The following is a 16888-nucleotide window of genomic DNA, read 5'->3' as shown; positions in this document are numbered from 1 at the left end:
CCGAATCTACTCGTCGCCGGTGGTCTCACCGACCGGTTTCCCCGGTCGGTGCCGGGGAAACCGGGTCAGCCGATGAGGCCTGTGGACCGGGTCGGGGGTCGGGTCGTGGCGGACAGGGGGCGTTGCAGTCTGATCGACTGCAGGAGGCCCACGGCCAGCCATACCGCGAACATCGACGACCCGCCGTAGGACACGAACGGCAGGGGCAGACCGGTGACCGGCATGATGCCGAGGGTCATGCCGATGTTCTCGAAGGACTGGAAGGCGAACCAGGCGACGATGCCGGCTGCGACGATGGTGCCGTACAGGTCGGTGGTGTCGCGGGCGATGCGGCAGGCGCGCCACAGGATGATGCCGAGCAGGACGATGATGAGCCCGCCGCCCACGAAGCCGAGTTCCTCTCCGGCGACGGTGAAGACGAAGTCGGTCTGCTGCTCGGGCACGAACTGGCCGGTGGTCTGCGAGCCCTCGAAGAGCCCGGAGCCGGTGAGACCGCCGGAACCGATGGCGATGCGGGCCTGGTTGGTGTTGTAGCCGACGCCGGCGGGGTCGAGTTCGGGGTTGGCGAAGGCGGCGAAGCGGTTGATCTGGTACTCGTCGAGCACCCCGAGCTGCCAGATGGTGATCGCGCCGATCGCGCCGGTGCCGATCAGGCCGAAGACCCACCGGTTGGAGGCTCCGGAGGCGAGCAGGATGCCGAGCACGATGACGACCATGACCATGACCGACCCGAGGTCGGGCATCAGCATCACGACCAGCATGGGGACGGCGGCCAGTCCGAGTGCCTGGAGGACCGTGCGGTGGTCGGGGTAGGGCTTGTCGCCCGCGTCGACCCGGGCGGCGAGCAGCATCGCCATGCCCAGGATGATCGTGAGCTTCACGAACTCGGAGGGCTGGATCGAGAAGCCGCCGCCGAGCTTGATCCAGGAGTGGGCGCCGTTGATGGTGGAGCCCAGCGGGGTGAGTACCAGCAGGATCAGCAGGACCGAGAAGCCGTAGAGGACCGGCACGGCGGTGCGCAGGGCGCGGTGGCCGAGCCAGAGCATGGCGATCATCAGGGTCAGGCCGATGCCGGTGTTCAGCCAGTGCCGGAGCAGGAAGTAGTACGGGTCGCCCTGGTTGATGTCGGTGCGGTTGCGGGTCGCCGAGTAGACCAGGAGGGAGCCGAGCAGCGACAGGGCGATCGCGGCCAGCAGTATCGGCCAGTCGAGTCGCCTGGCCAGGGAGTCGCGGGCGAAGAGCCGCGTCCAGCCGGCCCGCTCGGGTCCGTAGCCGGAGACGTGGAAGCTGTTGACTCCACCGGTCATGCCGCCGACCTCCGGCCTGTCGCGCGGCGCGCCCGGAGGGCGCCGAACCGACTCCCGTCGGCCGGCCGTCCGTCACCCTGGCGTCCGTCGCCCGTCCGTCTGCCGCCCGACGGTCGGTCACCCTGCCTGCCGCCGCCCCGCCGTGCGCCTCCACGCCGTGCGTCGCGGCGGCGGGTGTCGCGGTCGGCGGGCGGGGGCGTGGTCGTGGTCGCGCCCTGCTCCGGTGCCTGGCCGTCGTCGGGTGCCTGCTCGCTCTCCGCGGCGTCCCTCTGGTCCTTGGCCGGGTCCTTGGAGATCTTCGGGGAGACGATGGTGCCGTCCGTCCTGACCTTGGGCAGCGTCTTCTGCGGGGTGGGCAGCAATGCCTTCTTCTTGTCGATGTCGCCTTCCGGGGAGACGCCGTACAGCGCGTTGTAGATGTTGCGCACGGCGGGGCCTGAGGCACCGGAGCCGGTACCGCCCTGGGCGATCGTCATGACGACCGAGTAGTCCTTGGTGTAGGTGGCGAACCAGGAAGTGGTCTGCTTTCCGTAGACCTCCGCGGTGCCGGTCTTGGCGTGCATCGGGATCTCGTCCTGCGGCCAGCCGCCGAACCGCCAGGCGGCCGTACCGCGGGTGGCGACTCCCTCGAGGGCTCCGTCTATTTCCGCGAGGGTCTTCTTGGTCACCGGCAGCTTGCTCTGCGCCTCGGGCTCGATCTCCGTGACCTGCTTGCCGTCGGGGCTGATGACGGCCTTGCCGACGGTGGGCCGGTGGAGCGTGCCGCCGTTGGCGAGGGCCGCGTAGACGGAGGCCATCTGGATGGGGGTGACGAGGGTGTCGCCCTGGCCGATGGAGTAGTTGACGGAGTCACCGGCGCGCAGACGGTTGCCTTCGAGGCAGTTCTCGTAGGCGATCTGCTCGACGTAGCTGCCGCCCTTCTTGCCGGACTTGCACCAGGCGTCCTTGTTGGCCTTCCAGTAGTCGCGCTTCCACTGGCGGTCGGGGACCCGGCCGGTGACCTCGTTGGGCAGGTCGATGTCGGTCAGCTCGCCGAGGCCGAACTGGTGGGAGGTCTTGTAGAACCAGTCCTTGGCGTTCTTCTTCGGCTTGTTGCCGCCGTCGCGCTTCCACTCCTCGTGGGCGAGGCGGTAGAAGACGGTGTCGCAGGAGACCTCGAGGGCACGGCCGAGGCTGATGGCGCCGTGGCTCTGGGACTCGAAGTTCTTGAAGACCTGGCCGCCGATGGAGTACGAGCTGGAGCACTCGTAGGGCCCGTCGAAGGAGTGCCCGGCGTTGACCGCGGCGGCGGTCGGGATGACCTTGAAGATGGAGCCGGGTGCCGACAGGCCCTGGATGGCGCGGTTCAGCAGCGGGTAGTTGGAGTCCTTGCCGGTGAGGTTGGCGTAGTCCTTGCCGGAGATGCCGCCGACCCAGGCGTTGGGGTCGTAGCTCGGGTTGGAGGCCATGGCGACGACCCGGCCGGTCTTGGCCTCCATGACGACGACGGCGCCCGAGTCGGCCTCGTAGAGGCGGTTGGTGTTGCGGTCCATCTCCTTGCGGGCGGCCTTCATCGCCTCGTTCAGCTCGTACTCGGCGATCCGCTGGACACGGGAGTCGATGCTGGTGACGAGGTTGGCGCCGGGTTCGGCGGGATCGGCCTCGGCCTCGCCGATGACGCGGCCGAGGTTGTCGACCTCGTAGCGGGTGACGCCGGCCTTGCCGCGCAGTTCCTTGTCGTACTCGCGCTCGAGGCCGGAGCGGCCGACCTGGTCGGAGCGCAGGTACGGCGATTCGGTGTCCTGCGCCTTCTGGAGTTCCTCGTCGGTGACGGGCGAGAGGTAGCCGAGGACCTGAGCGGTGTTGGCCTGCCCGGGGGCGGTGTACCGGCGTACGGCCTGAGGTTCGGCGGTGATGCCGGGGAAGTCCTCGGCACGCTCGCGGATCTGCAGGGCCTGCTTGGCGGTGGCCTCGTCGGTGATGGGGATGGGCTGGTACGGCGAGCCGTTCCAGCAGGGCTGGGGGGTCTCGGCGTTGCACAGCCGGACCTTCTCGATGACGTCCTTGGCGGGCATGCCGAGGACACCGGCGAGCTTGGTGAGGACCGCCTTGCCGTCGTCCCGCATCTTCATGAGGTCGGTGCGGGAGGCGGAGACGACCAGCCGGGTCTCGTTGTCGGCGAGGGCCACTCCGCGGGCGTCCAGGATGGAGCCGCGGACCGCGGGCCGGACGACCTGCTGGACGTGGTTGCCGGAGGCCTTCTTGGCGTACTCGGCGCCCTCGCGGATCTGGAGGTACCACAGGCGCCCGCCGAGGGTGCCGAGGAGGGAGAGGACGAGGACCTGGATGACGACGAGCCGGATCTGGACCCGTGTGCTGCGCCCGGTCTCGGGAATGTTGGTCACGCGGCTTCTTCCCCCTCTCCGTGCGCGTACGACGGCGCGTGTACGAGTGATGCGTGTACGAGTGATGCGTGTACGAGTGATGCGTGTACGAGTGATGAACGGCGGGGCCGCCCGGCGGGGTTCCGCCGCCGTTCACCCTTTCCGGTGAAGTTCCGCGAGGTCACAGGCGCTTCACCCCTTTGATGCGGCCCGCGCGGGCCACCCGGGCCCGCGCCGCCTTCGCGCGAAGGCCCCGCTGGGCGCCGATGCGCAGCCCGGTGCCGCTGGAGCTCCAGCCGGCGGCGAGGTCCGGGGACTTGGCGGAGCTGTTCTCGGCGAGCGGATCGTTCTCCGCGCGGCGGGCCAGGGCCATGACACCGGGGACGATGAACGGGGCGAGCAGCAGGTCGTACAGGGCGGCGCTGAAGAGCAGTCCGCCGAGGCCGACATGGCGGGCGGCGGTATCACCGACGAGGGCGCCGACGCCGGCGTAGAGCAGGGTGGAGCCGACCGCGGCGGCGACCACCACGGCCATGGGGCCGGTCGCCGATCTCACCTGGCCGGACTCGGGCTTGACCAGCCCGGCGAGGTAGCCGATGACGCACAGTACGAGGGCGTAGCGGCCGACGGCGTGGTCGGCGGGCGGTGCGAGGTCGGCGAGGAGCCCGGCGCCGAAGCCGATGAGGGAGCCGCCTACGTGACCGTAGACCAGGGCGAGGCCGAGGACGGTGAGGAGGAGCAGGTCGGGAACGGCGCCCGGGAGGTGGAGGCGGGCGAGGACACTCACCTGGATCACCAGGGCGACGACGATCAGCGAGCTGGAGAGCAGGATCCGGTTGACGCGCATGGGGTGACAGCTCCTACTGCTCTTGCTGGTACTGGCCGTCGGCAGGGGCGGACGGGGTGACGGTCACCGTGACGGTCGGGGTGGGTGTCGGCTTCGGTTTCTCGGGCAGCACCGTGTCGCGCGGGTCCTTCTTCGGGGCCTGGACGACGACGCCGACGATGTCGATCTTGGTGAAGTTGACGAACGGCGTGACGTAGAGGGTGCGGGTGAGGTCACCGCCGGAGGGGTCGACGCGGGAGACGGTGCCGACGGGGACGCCGGGCACGAACGGTTTGTCGGCCTGGGAGCCGAAGGTGACCAGGCGGTCGCCCTTCTTGATCTCGGCCTTGCCGTTGAGGAGTTCGACGCGCAGGGGCCGGTCGCCCTGGCCGGAGGCGAAGCCGAGTTCGTCGCCGGCCTCCATGCGGGTACCCACGGTGAAGTCGGGGTCGTTGGCGAGCAGCACGGTGGCGGTGTGCGGGCCGACGGTGGTGACCCGGCCGACGAGTCCGTCGCTGTTGAGGACGGTCATGTCGCGTTCGATGCCGTCGTTGGCGCCGACGTCGATGGTGATGGTCCAGGAGAAGCCCTGGGCCGCTCCTATGGCGATGACCTGGGCGCCCTTGATGCCGTACTGGCCCTGGCCGGCGACCTTCAGCATCTTGTCGAGTTGCTTGGTTCTGCTGCGGTTGCGGTCGTCGCTGCCGAGTTCGGCCTTGAGCGCGGTGTTCTCCCGCTCGAGTGCGGCGAGCCGGTCGTGCCGGTCGCCGGAGTCACGGACCGCGGCGACCGCGTTGCCGATCGGGTCGACCGCGCCGGACACTCCGTTCTCGATCGGGCCGAAGACCGTGGCCGCGGCCTGCCGGGCACCGTCGACCGGTGAATCCTCTCCGCCGCGGATGTCCACCGTGATCAGTGCGAAAGCGGTGGTGATCAGCAGCACCAGGAGCAGCCGGCTCTCTCGTGTGTCCCTCACGTGCGGCGGCCGTGCCTTCCTCGTCGAAACGGGTAGCGAGAACAGAAGACTTCAGGAGTCGTAAGGAGTCTAAGGAGTCGTCAGAGACGGTCGGGAATGTTCGGGGGTCTTCGGGAACGGTCGGAAAGTACGGCTGGAGCTCATGTCTCTATATCAACGATCCGCCGTACGAGAGGAGATCGTCCCGTACGGCGGAATCGAAGAGTTGTGTCATCTGCGCGGCTGGGCGTCCAGTACCTTCTGGAGCGCCTCGAACTCCTCGACGCACTTTCCGGAACCGAGCGCCACGCTGTCCAGCGGGTCCTCGGCGATGTGGATGGGCATGCCCGTCTCCCGGCGCAGCCGCTCGTCCAGACCGCGCAGCAGAGCACCGCCGCCGGTCAGCACGATGCCCCGGTCCATGATGTCGCCGGACAGTTCCGGCGGGCACTTGTCGAGAGTGGTCTTGACCGCGTCCACGATCGAGTTGACGGGCTCCTCGATCGCCTTGCGGACTTCGGCGGCGGAGATGACCACGGTCTTGGGCAGCCCGGAGACGAGGTCCCGGCCGCGGATCTCGGTGTGTTCGTCGGTGTCGAGGTCGTACGCCGAACCGATGGTGAGCTTGATCTGCTCGGCCGAACGCTCACCCAGCAGGAGGGAGTACTCCTTCTTGACGTACTGGATGATCGCGTTGTCCAGTTCGTCGCCCGCGACCCGGATGGACTGGGCGGTGACGACGCCGCCGAGGGAGATGACCGCGACCTCCGTGGTGCCGCCGCCGATGTCCACCACCATGTTGCCCGTGGCCTCGTGGACCGGCAGGCCGGAACCGATGGCCGCGGCCATGGGCTCCTCGATGATGTGCACCTGGCGGGCGCCGGCCTGGGAGGACGCCTCGATGACGGCGCGGCGCTCCACACCCGTGATGCCGGAGGGGACACAGACGACGACCCGCGGGCGGGCCAGATGCCGCCGCTTGTGGATCTTCAGAATGAAGTAGCGGAGCATCCGCTCGGTGATCTCGAAGTCGGCGATGACGCCGTCCTTCAGCGGACGGACGGCGACGATGTTGCCGGGGGTGCGCCCGATCATCTTCTTCGCTTCGGCCCCGACCGCGAGGATGCCACCGGTATTGGTGTTGATCGCGACGACGGACGGCTCATTGAGTACGATTCCGCGACCCCTGACGTACACCAGCGTGTTGGCGGTCCCGAGGTCGACAGCCATGTCACGGCCGATGAACGACATAGAGTTCCCCATGAGGATTCGTCTGGCCTTCCCACTGGCTTTTGAGGGCTTTTCAGGTAGGCGAGGTGGGTGCGGTGACGCGAAGGCTTCCATCGTAGACGCGCCTTCGCGAACATGGCGCGAGGGTCTTCGCCATTGTCATCAGATGGCGGGTCCCGTTGCTTGTGGAGACGGGCCATCGGGGGCACGCGTTCCCCCGAACGCCGCCCGTATGTCGAAAAGGTCTGGGGGCAAAGCCCCCAGACCGTCGCCAGGCGGCCAAAACCGCAGCCCACGGCCGCTATGCGATTGTTATGCACGGCCTTGGCGGGTGATCGTCGCGCGCGGCCTCCGCACCACTTGTCGTACGCGTGTTGCACACGACCGCTGTACGCATTCGTTATGCACGACGGTTACGCCAGGCGGACCTGTGCGGGCGATCAATACGCGCGGCTGATACGAACCGTGGTGCCCGCGACCGTCAGGCGTGGCTCGGGAAGAAGATCTTCACCTCGCGCTCGGCGGACTCCTCGGAGTCGGAGGCGTGGATCAGGTTCTCCCGGACGATGACACCGAAGTCCCCGCGGATCGAACCCGGGGCCGCGGCGACCGGGTCGGTCGGACCGGCCAGTTGGCGCACGCCCTCGATGACCCGCTCACCCTCGACGATCATCGCCACGACCGGGCCGGAGGCCATGAACTCCATCAGCGGCTCGTAGAAGGGCTTGCCCTTGTGTTCGCCGTAGTGCTGCTCCAGGGTGTCCTGGTCGAGGGTGCGCAGCTCCAGCGCGGTGAGCTGCCAGCCGGCCTTGCGCTCGATGCGGCTGATGATCTCGCCGGTCAGGCCGCGACGGACGGCGTCGGGCTTGAGAAGGACGAGGGTGCGCTGGGTCACGGCGGAGCTCCTTATGTTTCAAGGGTGGTGCGGGGTTCTGTGAAGGTTACCGGGCAGGGTTCTGCGCCTGTCACGCAGCGTCAGGCTGCCCGGTATGTGCGGCGAACCGGGCCTTCGCCTCGTCGATCTTGCGCCCGTAGTGCACCGAGGCCCACCACAGCACCGCGAACAGCGCGCCCAGGATGAACATCATCGGGACGACGACGCCGGAGGCGATCAGGACGATCTGCAGGGCCCAGCCGAGGGCGACGCCCCCGGGCCGGGTGATCATCCCGCACAGGGCCACGGACAGGAACATGGCGATGCCGCAGACCGTCCACACGGTGACGACCGCCAGGTCCGGGTCCTTCATCGCGACCAGTCCGGCGAACCCGATGACGAAGAACTCGCTGATCAGGGTCGACGCGCAGAGTGTACGCACGGTGTCTCAGCCCTTTCCCAGAAGCAGTCGGGCCTCGCCGACCGTGATGACGGAACCGGTGACGAGCACACCGGCGCCGGTGAACTCGCCCTCCTCCTCGGCGAGCGTGATCGCCGCCTCCAGCGCGTCGGGCAGCCGGGGTTCGACCTGGACGCGGTCCTCGCCGAACACCTCGACGGCGATCCCCGCGAGTTCGTCGACGTCCATCGCGCGGTGGGTGGAGTTCTGCGTGACGACGACCTCGGCGAAGACCGGCTCGAAGGCCTCCAGCAGCCCGCGCGCGTTCTTGTCGCCGCTCGCGCCGACCACGCCGATGAGCCGGCTGAACTGGAACGCCTCCCCGATCGCCCCGGCCGCGGCCCGCGCGCCCGCCGGGTTGTGGGCGGCGTCCAGCACGACGGTGGGCGACCGGCGTACGACCTCCAGCCGGCCCGGTGAGGCGACGGCGGCGAAGGCCTTGCGGACGGTGTCGATGTCCAGCGGCTCGGCGCGCTGGGCGCCGACGCCGAAGAACGCCTCCACGGCGGCGAGCGCCACGGCGGCGTTGTGCGCCTGGTGGGCGCCGTGCAGCGGCAGGTACACCTCGGGGTACTCGCCGCCCAGGCCGCGCAGGGTCAGCTGCTGGCCGCCGACGGCGACCTGCCGGGCGACGACGCCGAACTCCAGTCCTTCCCGGGCCACGGTCGCGTCGGCCTCGACGGCCTTCCTCAGCAGCACCTGGGCCGCGTCGACCGGCTGCTGGGCCATGATCACCGTCGCGTCCGGCTTGATGATGCCGGCCTTCTCGGTGGCGATCTCGGCGGGCGTGGTGCCGAGCCGGTCGGTGTGGTCGAGGTCGATCGGCATCACCACGGCGACGCCTGCGTCGATCACATTGGTGGCGTCCCAGCTGCCGCCCATGCCGACCTCGACGACGGCGGCGTCCACCGGCGCGTCGGCGAAGGCCGCGTACGCCATGCCGGTGAGCACCTCGAAGAAGGACAGCCGGTGCTCCTGCTGTGCGTCGACCATCTCGATGTACGGCGCGATGTCGCGGTACGTCTCCACGAACCGCTCGGCGGAGACCGGCGCGCCGTCGAGGCTGATCCGCTCGGTGACCGACTGGACGTGCGGCGACGTGTAGCGCCCGGTGCGCAGTTCGAAGGCGCCGAGGAGGGCCTCGATCATGCGGGCGGTGGACGTCTTGCCGTTCGTGCCGGTGATGTGGATCGACGGGTAGGCGCGCTGCGGCTCGCCCAGTACGTCCATCAGCGCGGCGATCCGGTCGAGGGACGGCTCCAGCTTGGTCTCGCCCCAGCGGGTCGCCAGTTCTCCCTCGACCTCCCGCAGCGCCTTGTCGACCTCGGGGTCCGCCGGCCGCGCGGGCGCGTCGGAATCGGGCGGGCCGCCCTGCGTGCGCAGGGTGCGGCTGCCGGCCTCGATCACCGCGAGGTCGGGGTCCCGCTGCGTCTCGGCCTCGATGATCTCCTCGAAGGAATCGAGAGGGTACAGAGGATCCGGCCGGTCGTCGTGGTCGTCGTGGTTGCCGTTCGGGGGGAGGTCGCTCACGAGGCCAGTCTACGTATCCGCCCGCATCCGCCCCACGGCAGCCGAGGGCCCCCGGAACCGCTCGTGCTCCGGGGGCCTGCGACGACGTGGGACGGCCGGGGGCCAGGGTCTTTCGTTTGGATCGGGCCGGACCCCCCGAGCCCGGCCTGATCCAAACGAGAGGCCCTAGGCCTTCGGGAGCCGCTCCAGCTGGGCCCCGATGCGGGCGATGTCCTCGTCCGCCTTGGCGAGGCGCGTACGGATCTTGTCGACCACGTGGTCGGGGGCCTTGGCCAGGAACGCCTCGTTGCCCAGCTTGGCCTCCGCCTGCCGGCGCTCCTTCTGCGCGGCCTCGAGGTCCTTGGTGAGTCGCTTGCGCTCCGCCTCGAAGTCGATCACCCCGGACAGGTCCAGGGCGACCTCGACGCCCGCCACCGGCAGGGTCGCCGTCGCGGTGAACGCGTCGCCCTCCGGCTGGAGGCGCAGCAGCTGCCGGATCGCCGCCTCGTGCGGGGCGAGCGCCGAGCCGTCGAGGGACAGCCGGGCGGGGACCCGCTGGCCGGGCTGCAGGCCCTGGTCGGCGCGGAAGCGGCGGACCTCGGTGATGACGGACTGGAGGGTCGCGATCTCCCGCTCGGCGCCGGCGTCCCGGAAGCCGCCCGGTGCGTCGGCACCGGGAACGGACACAGCCTCGGGCCAGTCGGCGATGACGACCGACTCGCCGCCGGTCAGCGTCGTCCACAGCGTCTCGGTGACGAACGGGACCACCGGGTGCAGCAGCCGCAGCGTGACGTCGAGAACCTCGCCGAGGACCCGCTTGCTGACCTCGGCCGGTTCGCCGCCCACCTGGAACGTCGTCTTGGACAGCTCGACGTACCAGTCGAAGACCTCGTCCCACGCGAAGTGGAACAGGGCGTCGGACAGCTTGGCGAACTGGAAGTCGTCGTAGAACGCGTCGACCTCGGCGACGACCGAGTTCAGCCGGGACAGGATCCAGCGGTCGGTGGACGACATCGTCGACGCGTCCGGCAGCGGGCCGTCCACCGTCGCGCCGTTCATCAGGGCGAAGCGGGTCGCGTTCCAGATCTTGTTGGCGAAGTTGCGGGAGCTCTGGACCCAGTCCTCACCGATCGGCACGTCGGTGCCCGGGTTGGCACCGCGCGCGAGGGTGAAGCGCAGGGCGTCGCTGCCGTACTTGTCCATCCAGTCCAGCGGGTTGACCGCGTTGCCGAAGGACTTCGACATCTTCTTGCCGAACTGGTCGCGGACCATGCCGTGCAGGGCGATGGTGTGGAACGGCGGGGTGCCGTCCATCGCGTACAGGCCCAACATCATCATCCGGGCGACCCAGAAGAAGAGGATGTCGTAGCCGGTGACCAGGACGGAGTTCGGGTAGAACTTCGCGAGCGATTCGGTCTGTTCGGGCCAGCCCAGCGTCGAGAAGGGCCACAGTCCGGAGGAGAACCAGGTGTCGAGGACGTCGGTGTCCTGGTGCCAGCCCTCGCCGCTGGGCGCCTCGTCGTCGGGTCCGACGCAGACGATCTCGCCCTCCGGCCCGTACCAGACGGGAATCCGGTGGCCCCACCACAGCTGCCGGGAGATGCACCAGTCGTGGAGGTTGTCGACCCAGTCGAAGTACCGCTTCTCCATCTCCTGCGGGTGGATCTTGACGCGGCCGTCGCGGACGGCGTCACCGGCGGCCTTCGCCAGCGGGCCGACCTTGACCCACCACTGCATGGACAGCCGCGGCTCGACGGTGGTCTTGCAGCGCGAGCAGTGGCCGACGCTGTGGACGTAGGGCCGCTTCTCGGCGACGATCCGGCCCTCGGCGCGCAGCGCGGCGACGATGGCGGAACGGGCCTCGAGCCGGTCCAGGCCCTGGAAGGGGCCGTGGACGGTGATGACGGCGTGCTCGTCCATCACGGTGAGGGACGGCAGGTCGTGGCGGCGGCCGATCTCGAAGTCGTTCGGGTCATGGGCCGGGGTCACCTTGACGGCGCCGGTGCCGAACTCGGGGTCGACGTGCTCGTCGGCGACGACCGGGATGGAGCGGTCGGTCAGCGGCAGCCTGATGAGCTTGCCGATCAGGTGCCGGTACCGCTCGTCCTCGGGGTGGACGGCGACGGCCGTGTCGCCGAGCATCGTCTCGGCGCGGGTGGTGGCGACGACGATGGTGTCGTCCCCGTCGCCGTACTTCATGGAGACGAGCTCGCCGTCGTCGTCCTGGTAGTCGACCTCGATGTCGGAGATGGCGGTCAGACAGCGCGGGCACCAGTTGATGATGCGCTCGGCGCGGTAGATCAGCTCGTCGTCGTAGAGCCGCTTGAAGATGGTCTGGACGGCCTGGGACAGCCCCTCGTCCATGGTGAAGCGCTCGCGCGACCAGGCGACGCCGTCGCCGAGGCGGCGCATCTGCCCGGAGATCTGGCCGCCGGACTCGCCCTTCCACTGCCAGACCCGCTCGACGAAGGCCTCCCGGCCGAGGTCGTGCCGGGACTTGCCCTCCTTGCCGAGTTCCCGCTCGACGATGTTCTGCGTGGCGATGCCGGCGTGGTCCATGCCGGGCTGCCACAGCGTCTCGTGGCCCTGCATGCGCTTGCGGCGCGTGAGGGCGTCGATGAGGGTGTGCTCGAAGGCGTGGCCGAGGTGCAGGCTGCCCGTGACGTTCGGCGGGGGGATGACGACGGTGTACGGGGGCTTGTCGCTCTTCGCGTCCGCCTCGAAGTAGCCCCGCTCCACCCAGCGCTCGTACAGCGGCCCCTCTACGTCGGCCGGCGCGTACTGGGTCGGCAGTTCGGAGGTGGGCGGCTGCGGCTGCTGAGAGTTCTCGGTCACGCGCCTCAGTTTAGAGGTGTCACGGCCCAGTTCCGAAACGCGATTCCTTTGTAACGGTGCACCCCCCGGCGGTCTGATCACGCCGGAGCTGAGACAGGATGTCAGCGACACATAAGCATCTGGAGGGGAACCCAGACAATGAGCCACAACCAGCCGGGCCCGTACGGCGGGCAGCCCCAGCAGCCCGGACCGTACGGTCAGCCGGGTCCCTACGGCCAGCAGCCGCAGGCTCCGCAGCCCGGCTACGGCTACCCCCAGCAGGCTCCGCCGCCCGGCCAGCCCGGGTACGGCTACCCGCCCCAGCCCGGTCAGGGCGTCCCGCCGCAGCAGCCCCCGTACGGTCAGCCCCCTTACGGTCAGGCCCCGTACGGTGCGCCCCAGCCCCCGCCGTCGGGTGACAGCGCCAAGAAGGCCGGCTGGATCATCGGCGCGGTGGCGGTCGTGGCGGCGATCGGCGTCGGCGTGTACTTCGTGATCGGCGGGGGCGGCGGGGGCGGCGTGGAGGACGACGGTCCGCACAAGCTCTCGGCGCCGGAGAAGGTGATGGGCGAGTACACGCGTGTCGGGGAGGGCGGCGAGGACTCCAGCTCCAGCACCACCGAGGACCTGGCCAAGGGCGGCGTGAAGAACGGCAAGTCGGTGGGCGCCCAGTACTCGACGGCCGACTTCAGCAGGTACGACCCGAAGAACCCCGACCCGGCCGACATGCCCGGCCAGGACGAACTGCTCAAGGCGAAGGGCGTGACGTTCTTCGGCGCCTACGGCGAGGTCGAGGACCCCGAGGCGGCCGTGGACAAGCTCTTCGTCAACATCAAGAAGGAGACCGAGAAGAGCTCGTCCAACGAGCTCATGACCGAGCTGGTGGGCGAGCCCGAGGCGGTCGACCTCGACGGTGCGGTCATGAAGTGCCAGGCGGGCAAGGGCAACAACAACCTCACCCAGCAGGAGACCACCAACTGGTTCTGCATCTGGGCCGACAACAGCACGGTCGCCGTCGTCTCCCCCGGTGACAACACCAAGGACATCACCAAGGACGCCGCCGCGGACATCACCACGAAGCTCCGCAACGACGTGCGCGTCCCGGCGTAGTACGTCGCACGTCCCCGCGCAGTACGGGGAAGCGTGAAGGGCCCCGGTCACTCGACCGGGGCCCTTCACGTGTCGTCACATGTGCGGGGAACGGCAGTTGCCGCTGCACCGCTGTGCCGCTATGCCGTCTTCTGCTCGCCCGGGCCGCGGCCGCGGGCGTCGCGCGGGATCAGGGTCGGGTTGACGTTGGAGAGGACCACGTCCGCGGTGATGACCACGCGGGCGACGTCCTTGCGGGACGGGACCTCGTACATGACGCCCTGGAGGACTTCCTCCATGATGGCGCGCAGGCCGCGGGCGCCGGTCTGGCGGAGGATGGCCTGGTCGGCGATGGCTTCGAGGGCCTCGCGCTCGAAGTCCAGCTCCACACCGTCGAGTTCGAAGAGACGCTGGTACTGCTTGACCAGCGCGTTGCGCGGCTCGACCAGGATCTGGAGCAGGGCCTCGCGGTCGAGGTTGTGGACCGAGGTGATGACCGGGAGCCGGCCGATGAACTCGGGGATCATGCCGAACTTGACCAGGTCCTCCGGCATGACCTGCGCGAACTGGTCCTTGGACTCGATCTCCCGCTTGGAGCGGATCGTCGCGCCGAAACCGATGCCTTTGGCGCCGGCCCGGCCTTCGATGATCTTCTCCAGGCCCGAGAAGGCACCGCCCACGATGAACAGGACGTTCGTCGTGTCGATCTGGATGAACTCCTGGTGCGGGTGCTTGCGGCCGCCCTGCGGCGGGACGGACGCCGTGGTGCCCTCGAGGATCTTCAGCAGGGCCTGCTGGACGCCCTCGCCGCTCACGTCGCGCGTGATCGACGGGTTCTCGCTCTTGCGCGCGACCTTGTCGATCTCGTCGATGTAGATGATGCCGGTCTCGGCCTTCTTGACGTCGTAGTCGGCGGCCTGGATCAGCTTCAGCAGGATGTTCTCGACGTCCTCGCCGACGTACCCGGCCTCGGTGAGGGCGGTGGCGTCCGCGATCGCGAACGGGACGTTCAGCATGCGGGCGAGGGTCTGGGCGAGGAGGGTCTTGCCGGAGCCGGTGGGACCCAGCAGCAGGATGTTGGACTTCGCCAGCTCGATGGCGTCCTCGCGGCTCTGTGCGCCGCCGTTCTCCCCCGCCTGGACCCGCTTGTAGTGGTTGTACACGGCGACGGAGAGGGCCTTCTTGGCCGATTCCTGGCCGACCACGTATCCCTCGAGGAACTCGTAGATCTCGCGGGGCTTGGGAAGTTCCTCCCAGCGGACCTCACTGGTCTCGGCGAGCTCTTCCTCGATGATCTCGTTGCAGAGGTCGATGCACTCGTCGCAGATGTACACACCGGGCCCTGCGATGAGCTTCTTGACCTGCTTCTGGCTCTTGCCGCAGAACGAGCACTTGAGCAGATCGCCGCCGTCACCGATGCGTGCCACGGTGTGCTTCCCCTTCGCCTGGGAGCCGCCTGGACGTCAACGTCCAGCGACTCCTGGTGCTGCCTTATGTCCGACGGTACCTTGCCGGGCCCCCCGTTCGGGCCCCCCTTGGCACGGTTCGCCTCGACGTGAACCGTCATGAACCATGCCAAGGGGCGGCAGACGATACAGCCTCTCGGGCCCCACGCGTCAACGCAGGCTGGAGTTGTCCAACTTCCGGGTGCTGATGACCTGGTCGATCAGACCGTAGCTCAGCGCGTCCTCGGCCGTGAGGATCTTGTCGCGCTCGATGTCCTCGCGGATCTTCTCGACCGGCGTGGTGGAGTGCTTGGCCAGCATGTCCTCGAGCTGCGCACGCATCCGGAGGATCTCGTTGGCGGCGATCTCCAGGTCGGAGACCTGGCCGCGGCCGGTCTCGCTGTACGGCTGGTGGATCAGCACGCGCGCGTTCGGCAGCGCCATGCGCTTGCCGGGGGTGCCGGCGGCGAGCAGGACGGCGGCGGCGGAGGCGGCCTGGCCCATGCAGACCGTCTGCACGTCGGGCTTCACGTACTGCATGGTGTCGTAGATCGCCGTGAGCGCGGTGAAGGAGCCGCCGGGGCTGTTGATGTAGACCGAGATGTCCCGGTCGGGGTCCATCGACTCCAGGCACAGCAGCTGCGCCATGACGTCATTGGCGGAGGCGTCGTCGATCTGCACGCCGAGGAAGATCACCCGCTCCTCGAAGAGCTTCGCGTACGGGTCGTACTCGCGGATGCCCTGGGAGGTGCGCTCGACGAAGCGCGGGATGATGTAGCGGGACTCGGCCGCGGGGCCGGTGTACTCGGCACGGGCGCGGTCGTACAGGCCGCTGCCGGGGAAGTCGTTCACGGTGTCTCCTGGAAAGGGGCTGAGGCGGTCGCCGGGGCTGCTGGGGCTGCCACCGGACCCCGGAGGGGCCCGGTGGGGGTCCTACGGGGCCGTGTGGCTCCCGTGGGCCGCTCAGGCCGCCCCGGTGCCGCCGCCGCCCGGCATGCCCGCGGCCGTCGGGATGACGTCGTCGATGAGGCCGTACGCCTTGGCCTCGAAGGCATCGAACCAGCGGTCGCGGTCCGAGTCACGGGTGACCTGCTCGACCGTCTGGCCGGTGTGCTGGGAGGTGAGCTCGGCCATGCGCTTCTTGGTGTGCAGCAGCCGCTCGGCGTGGATCTTGATGTCCGAGGCCGAGCCGGCCAGGCCGGCGGAGGGCTGGTGGATCAGGATCTCCGCGTTCGGCAGCGCGAAGCGCTTGCCGGGCGTGCCCGCGCTGAGCAGGAACTGACCCATCGAGGCCGCGAGGCCCATGGCGATGGTCACCACGTCGTTCTTGATGAACTGCATGGTGTCGTAGATCGCCATGCCGGCGGTGATCGAGCCGCCGGGGCTGTTGATGTAGAGGTAGATGTCCTTGTCCGGATCGGCGGCAAGGAGCAGCAGCTGTGCGGTGATCTTGTTGGCGATGTCGTCGTCGACCGCCTGGCCGAGGAAGATGATCCGCTCGTTGAGCAGCCGGTTGTAGACCTGGTCGCCGAGGCCACCACCGATGGAAGGCTCGCCGGCGGCTGAAGGCATCAGATTCGTCACGTATCCACCTGCTCGTTTTACGACGGCGCCGGGCCGTCTCACGTGTTCTGCCGGGGCGTGGGGCCGTCCGGCCGTGCTCGCCGACTCCCCTGCCCTCGTACTCATGGACCCTAACGCGCGGGCCCCTTCGGGGAATCCCGCAGCGGGGAGTGTTCGCTGTGAGCGCAGGGTGCTCCGCCGGGTGCGCCGGGTCCTCACACCGTGAGCGGATCCGCCGGTGGGGGTCTGCGGGTCGTGGCCGGCCGGCCGCACCCACGCGGCGGAGCCGCGCATCCGCAGGGCCCCGTGCCCCAGGGCGTGCTGCCCTGCCGTACGGCAGGCGCCCTGCCGTACGGCAGACGGGCCCCGGGCACGAATGCCCGGGGCCCGTCTGTCATACGTACGTCAGAGGCGACGCGAGGATCAGCCCTCAGTCTTCTCGTCGGCCTTGGC

13 protein-coding genes are annotated in these 16888 nt (G+C 69.2%); 1 reads left to right on the top strand and 12 read right to left on the bottom strand.

From position 1 onward, the window contains the following. Positions 1-65 precede the first annotated feature (65 nt). From rodA to ACFYQA_RS06200, 9 genes are all read right to left on the bottom strand, one after another. Positions 66-1307, bottom strand: a complete 1242-nt coding sequence (gene rodA, locus ACFYQA_RS06240; RefSeq protein WP_388912252.1) for a rod shape-determining protein RodA — start codon at positions 1305-1307, stop codon at positions 66-68. After that, positions 1304-3691: a penicillin-binding protein 2 gene (gene mrdA / locus ACFYQA_RS06235; RefSeq protein WP_388912249.1), complete on the bottom strand. Its 2388-nt coding sequence runs from the start codon at positions 3689-3691 to the stop codon at positions 1304-1306. Before mrdA ends, rodA begins: the two co-directional genes overlap by 4 nt. Positions 3692-3851: 160 nt before the next feature. Then, positions 3852-4517 (bottom strand): rod shape-determining protein MreD, encoded by a 666-nt coding sequence (mreD, locus tag ACFYQA_RS06230; protein ID WP_388912245.1) that lies wholly within the window; start codon positions 4515-4517, stop codon positions 3852-3854. Between the two features lie 13 nt (positions 4518-4530). After that, a complete protein-coding gene (gene mreC / locus ACFYQA_RS06225) occupies positions 4531-5472 on the bottom strand; it encodes a rod shape-determining protein MreC (RefSeq protein WP_388912242.1) in 942 nt (313 codons plus the stop codon). A gap of 210 nt (positions 5473-5682) precedes the next feature. Beyond that, positions 5683-6702, bottom strand: a complete 1020-nt coding sequence (locus ACFYQA_RS06220; RefSeq protein WP_388912239.1) for a rod shape-determining protein — start codon at positions 6700-6702, stop codon at positions 5683-5685. Positions 6703-7162: 460 nt separating this feature from the next. After that, a complete protein-coding gene (gene ndk, locus ACFYQA_RS06215) occupies positions 7163-7576 on the bottom strand; it encodes a nucleoside-diphosphate kinase (RefSeq protein WP_386398310.1) in 414 nt (137 codons plus the stop codon). A 70-nt stretch (positions 7577-7646) separates the two neighbouring features. Continuing rightward, entirely contained in the window at positions 7647-7997 is a 351-nt protein-coding gene (locus tag ACFYQA_RS06210; protein WP_388912236.1) for a DUF4233 domain-containing protein, read from the bottom strand. A gap of 6 nt (positions 7998-8003) precedes the next feature. Then, positions 8004-9545: a bifunctional folylpolyglutamate synthase/dihydrofolate synthase gene (locus tag ACFYQA_RS06205; RefSeq protein WP_388912233.1), complete on the bottom strand. Its 1542-nt coding sequence runs from the start codon at positions 9543-9545 to the stop codon at positions 8004-8006. A gap of 165 nt (positions 9546-9710) precedes the next feature. Then, a complete protein-coding gene (locus tag ACFYQA_RS06200) occupies positions 9711-12359 on the bottom strand; it encodes a valine--tRNA ligase (RefSeq protein ID WP_388912230.1) in 2649 nt (882 codons plus the stop codon). Positions 12360-12497: 138 nt separating this feature from the next. Between ACFYQA_RS06200 and ACFYQA_RS06195 the strand changes: the two genes are divergently transcribed. Beyond that, the gene (locus tag ACFYQA_RS06195; protein WP_388912227.1) at positions 12498-13448 is read left to right on the top strand and encodes a hypothetical protein; all 951 of its coding nucleotides are present in this window, start codon (positions 12498-12500) and stop codon (positions 13446-13448) included. Between the two features lie 119 nt (positions 13449-13567). Here the strand turns inward: ACFYQA_RS06195 and clpX are convergent, their stop codons facing one another. The 3 genes from clpX to ACFYQA_RS06180 form a co-directional block, all read right to left on the bottom strand. Further along, complete coding sequence (gene clpX / locus ACFYQA_RS06190) at positions 13568-14854, bottom strand: ATP-dependent Clp protease ATP-binding subunit ClpX (protein ID WP_386398297.1); 1287 nt, start codon at positions 14852-14854, stop codon at positions 13568-13570. Between the two features lie 189 nt (positions 14855-15043). Further along, on the bottom strand, positions 15044-15724 hold the full coding sequence (locus tag ACFYQA_RS06185) for an ATP-dependent Clp protease proteolytic subunit (protein WP_332427622.1): 681 nt from the start codon (positions 15722-15724) through the stop codon (positions 15044-15046). Positions 15725-15835: 111 nt separating this feature from the next. Further along, positions 15836-16444, bottom strand: coding sequence for an ATP-dependent Clp protease proteolytic subunit (locus ACFYQA_RS06180; protein ID WP_388912398.1), 609 nt, complete (start codon positions 16442-16444; stop codon positions 15836-15838). Positions 16445-16888 lie beyond the last annotated feature (444 nt).

This window comes from Streptomyces sp. NPDC005774 (genome assembly GCF_042871645.1).
Taxonomy (GTDB): Bacteria; Actinomycetota; Actinomycetes; order Streptomycetales; family Streptomycetaceae; genus Streptomyces; species Streptomyces pratens.
The sequence above is the reverse complement of the archived record's forward strand: the minus strand, read 5'-3'. Positions and strand labels throughout refer to the sequence as shown.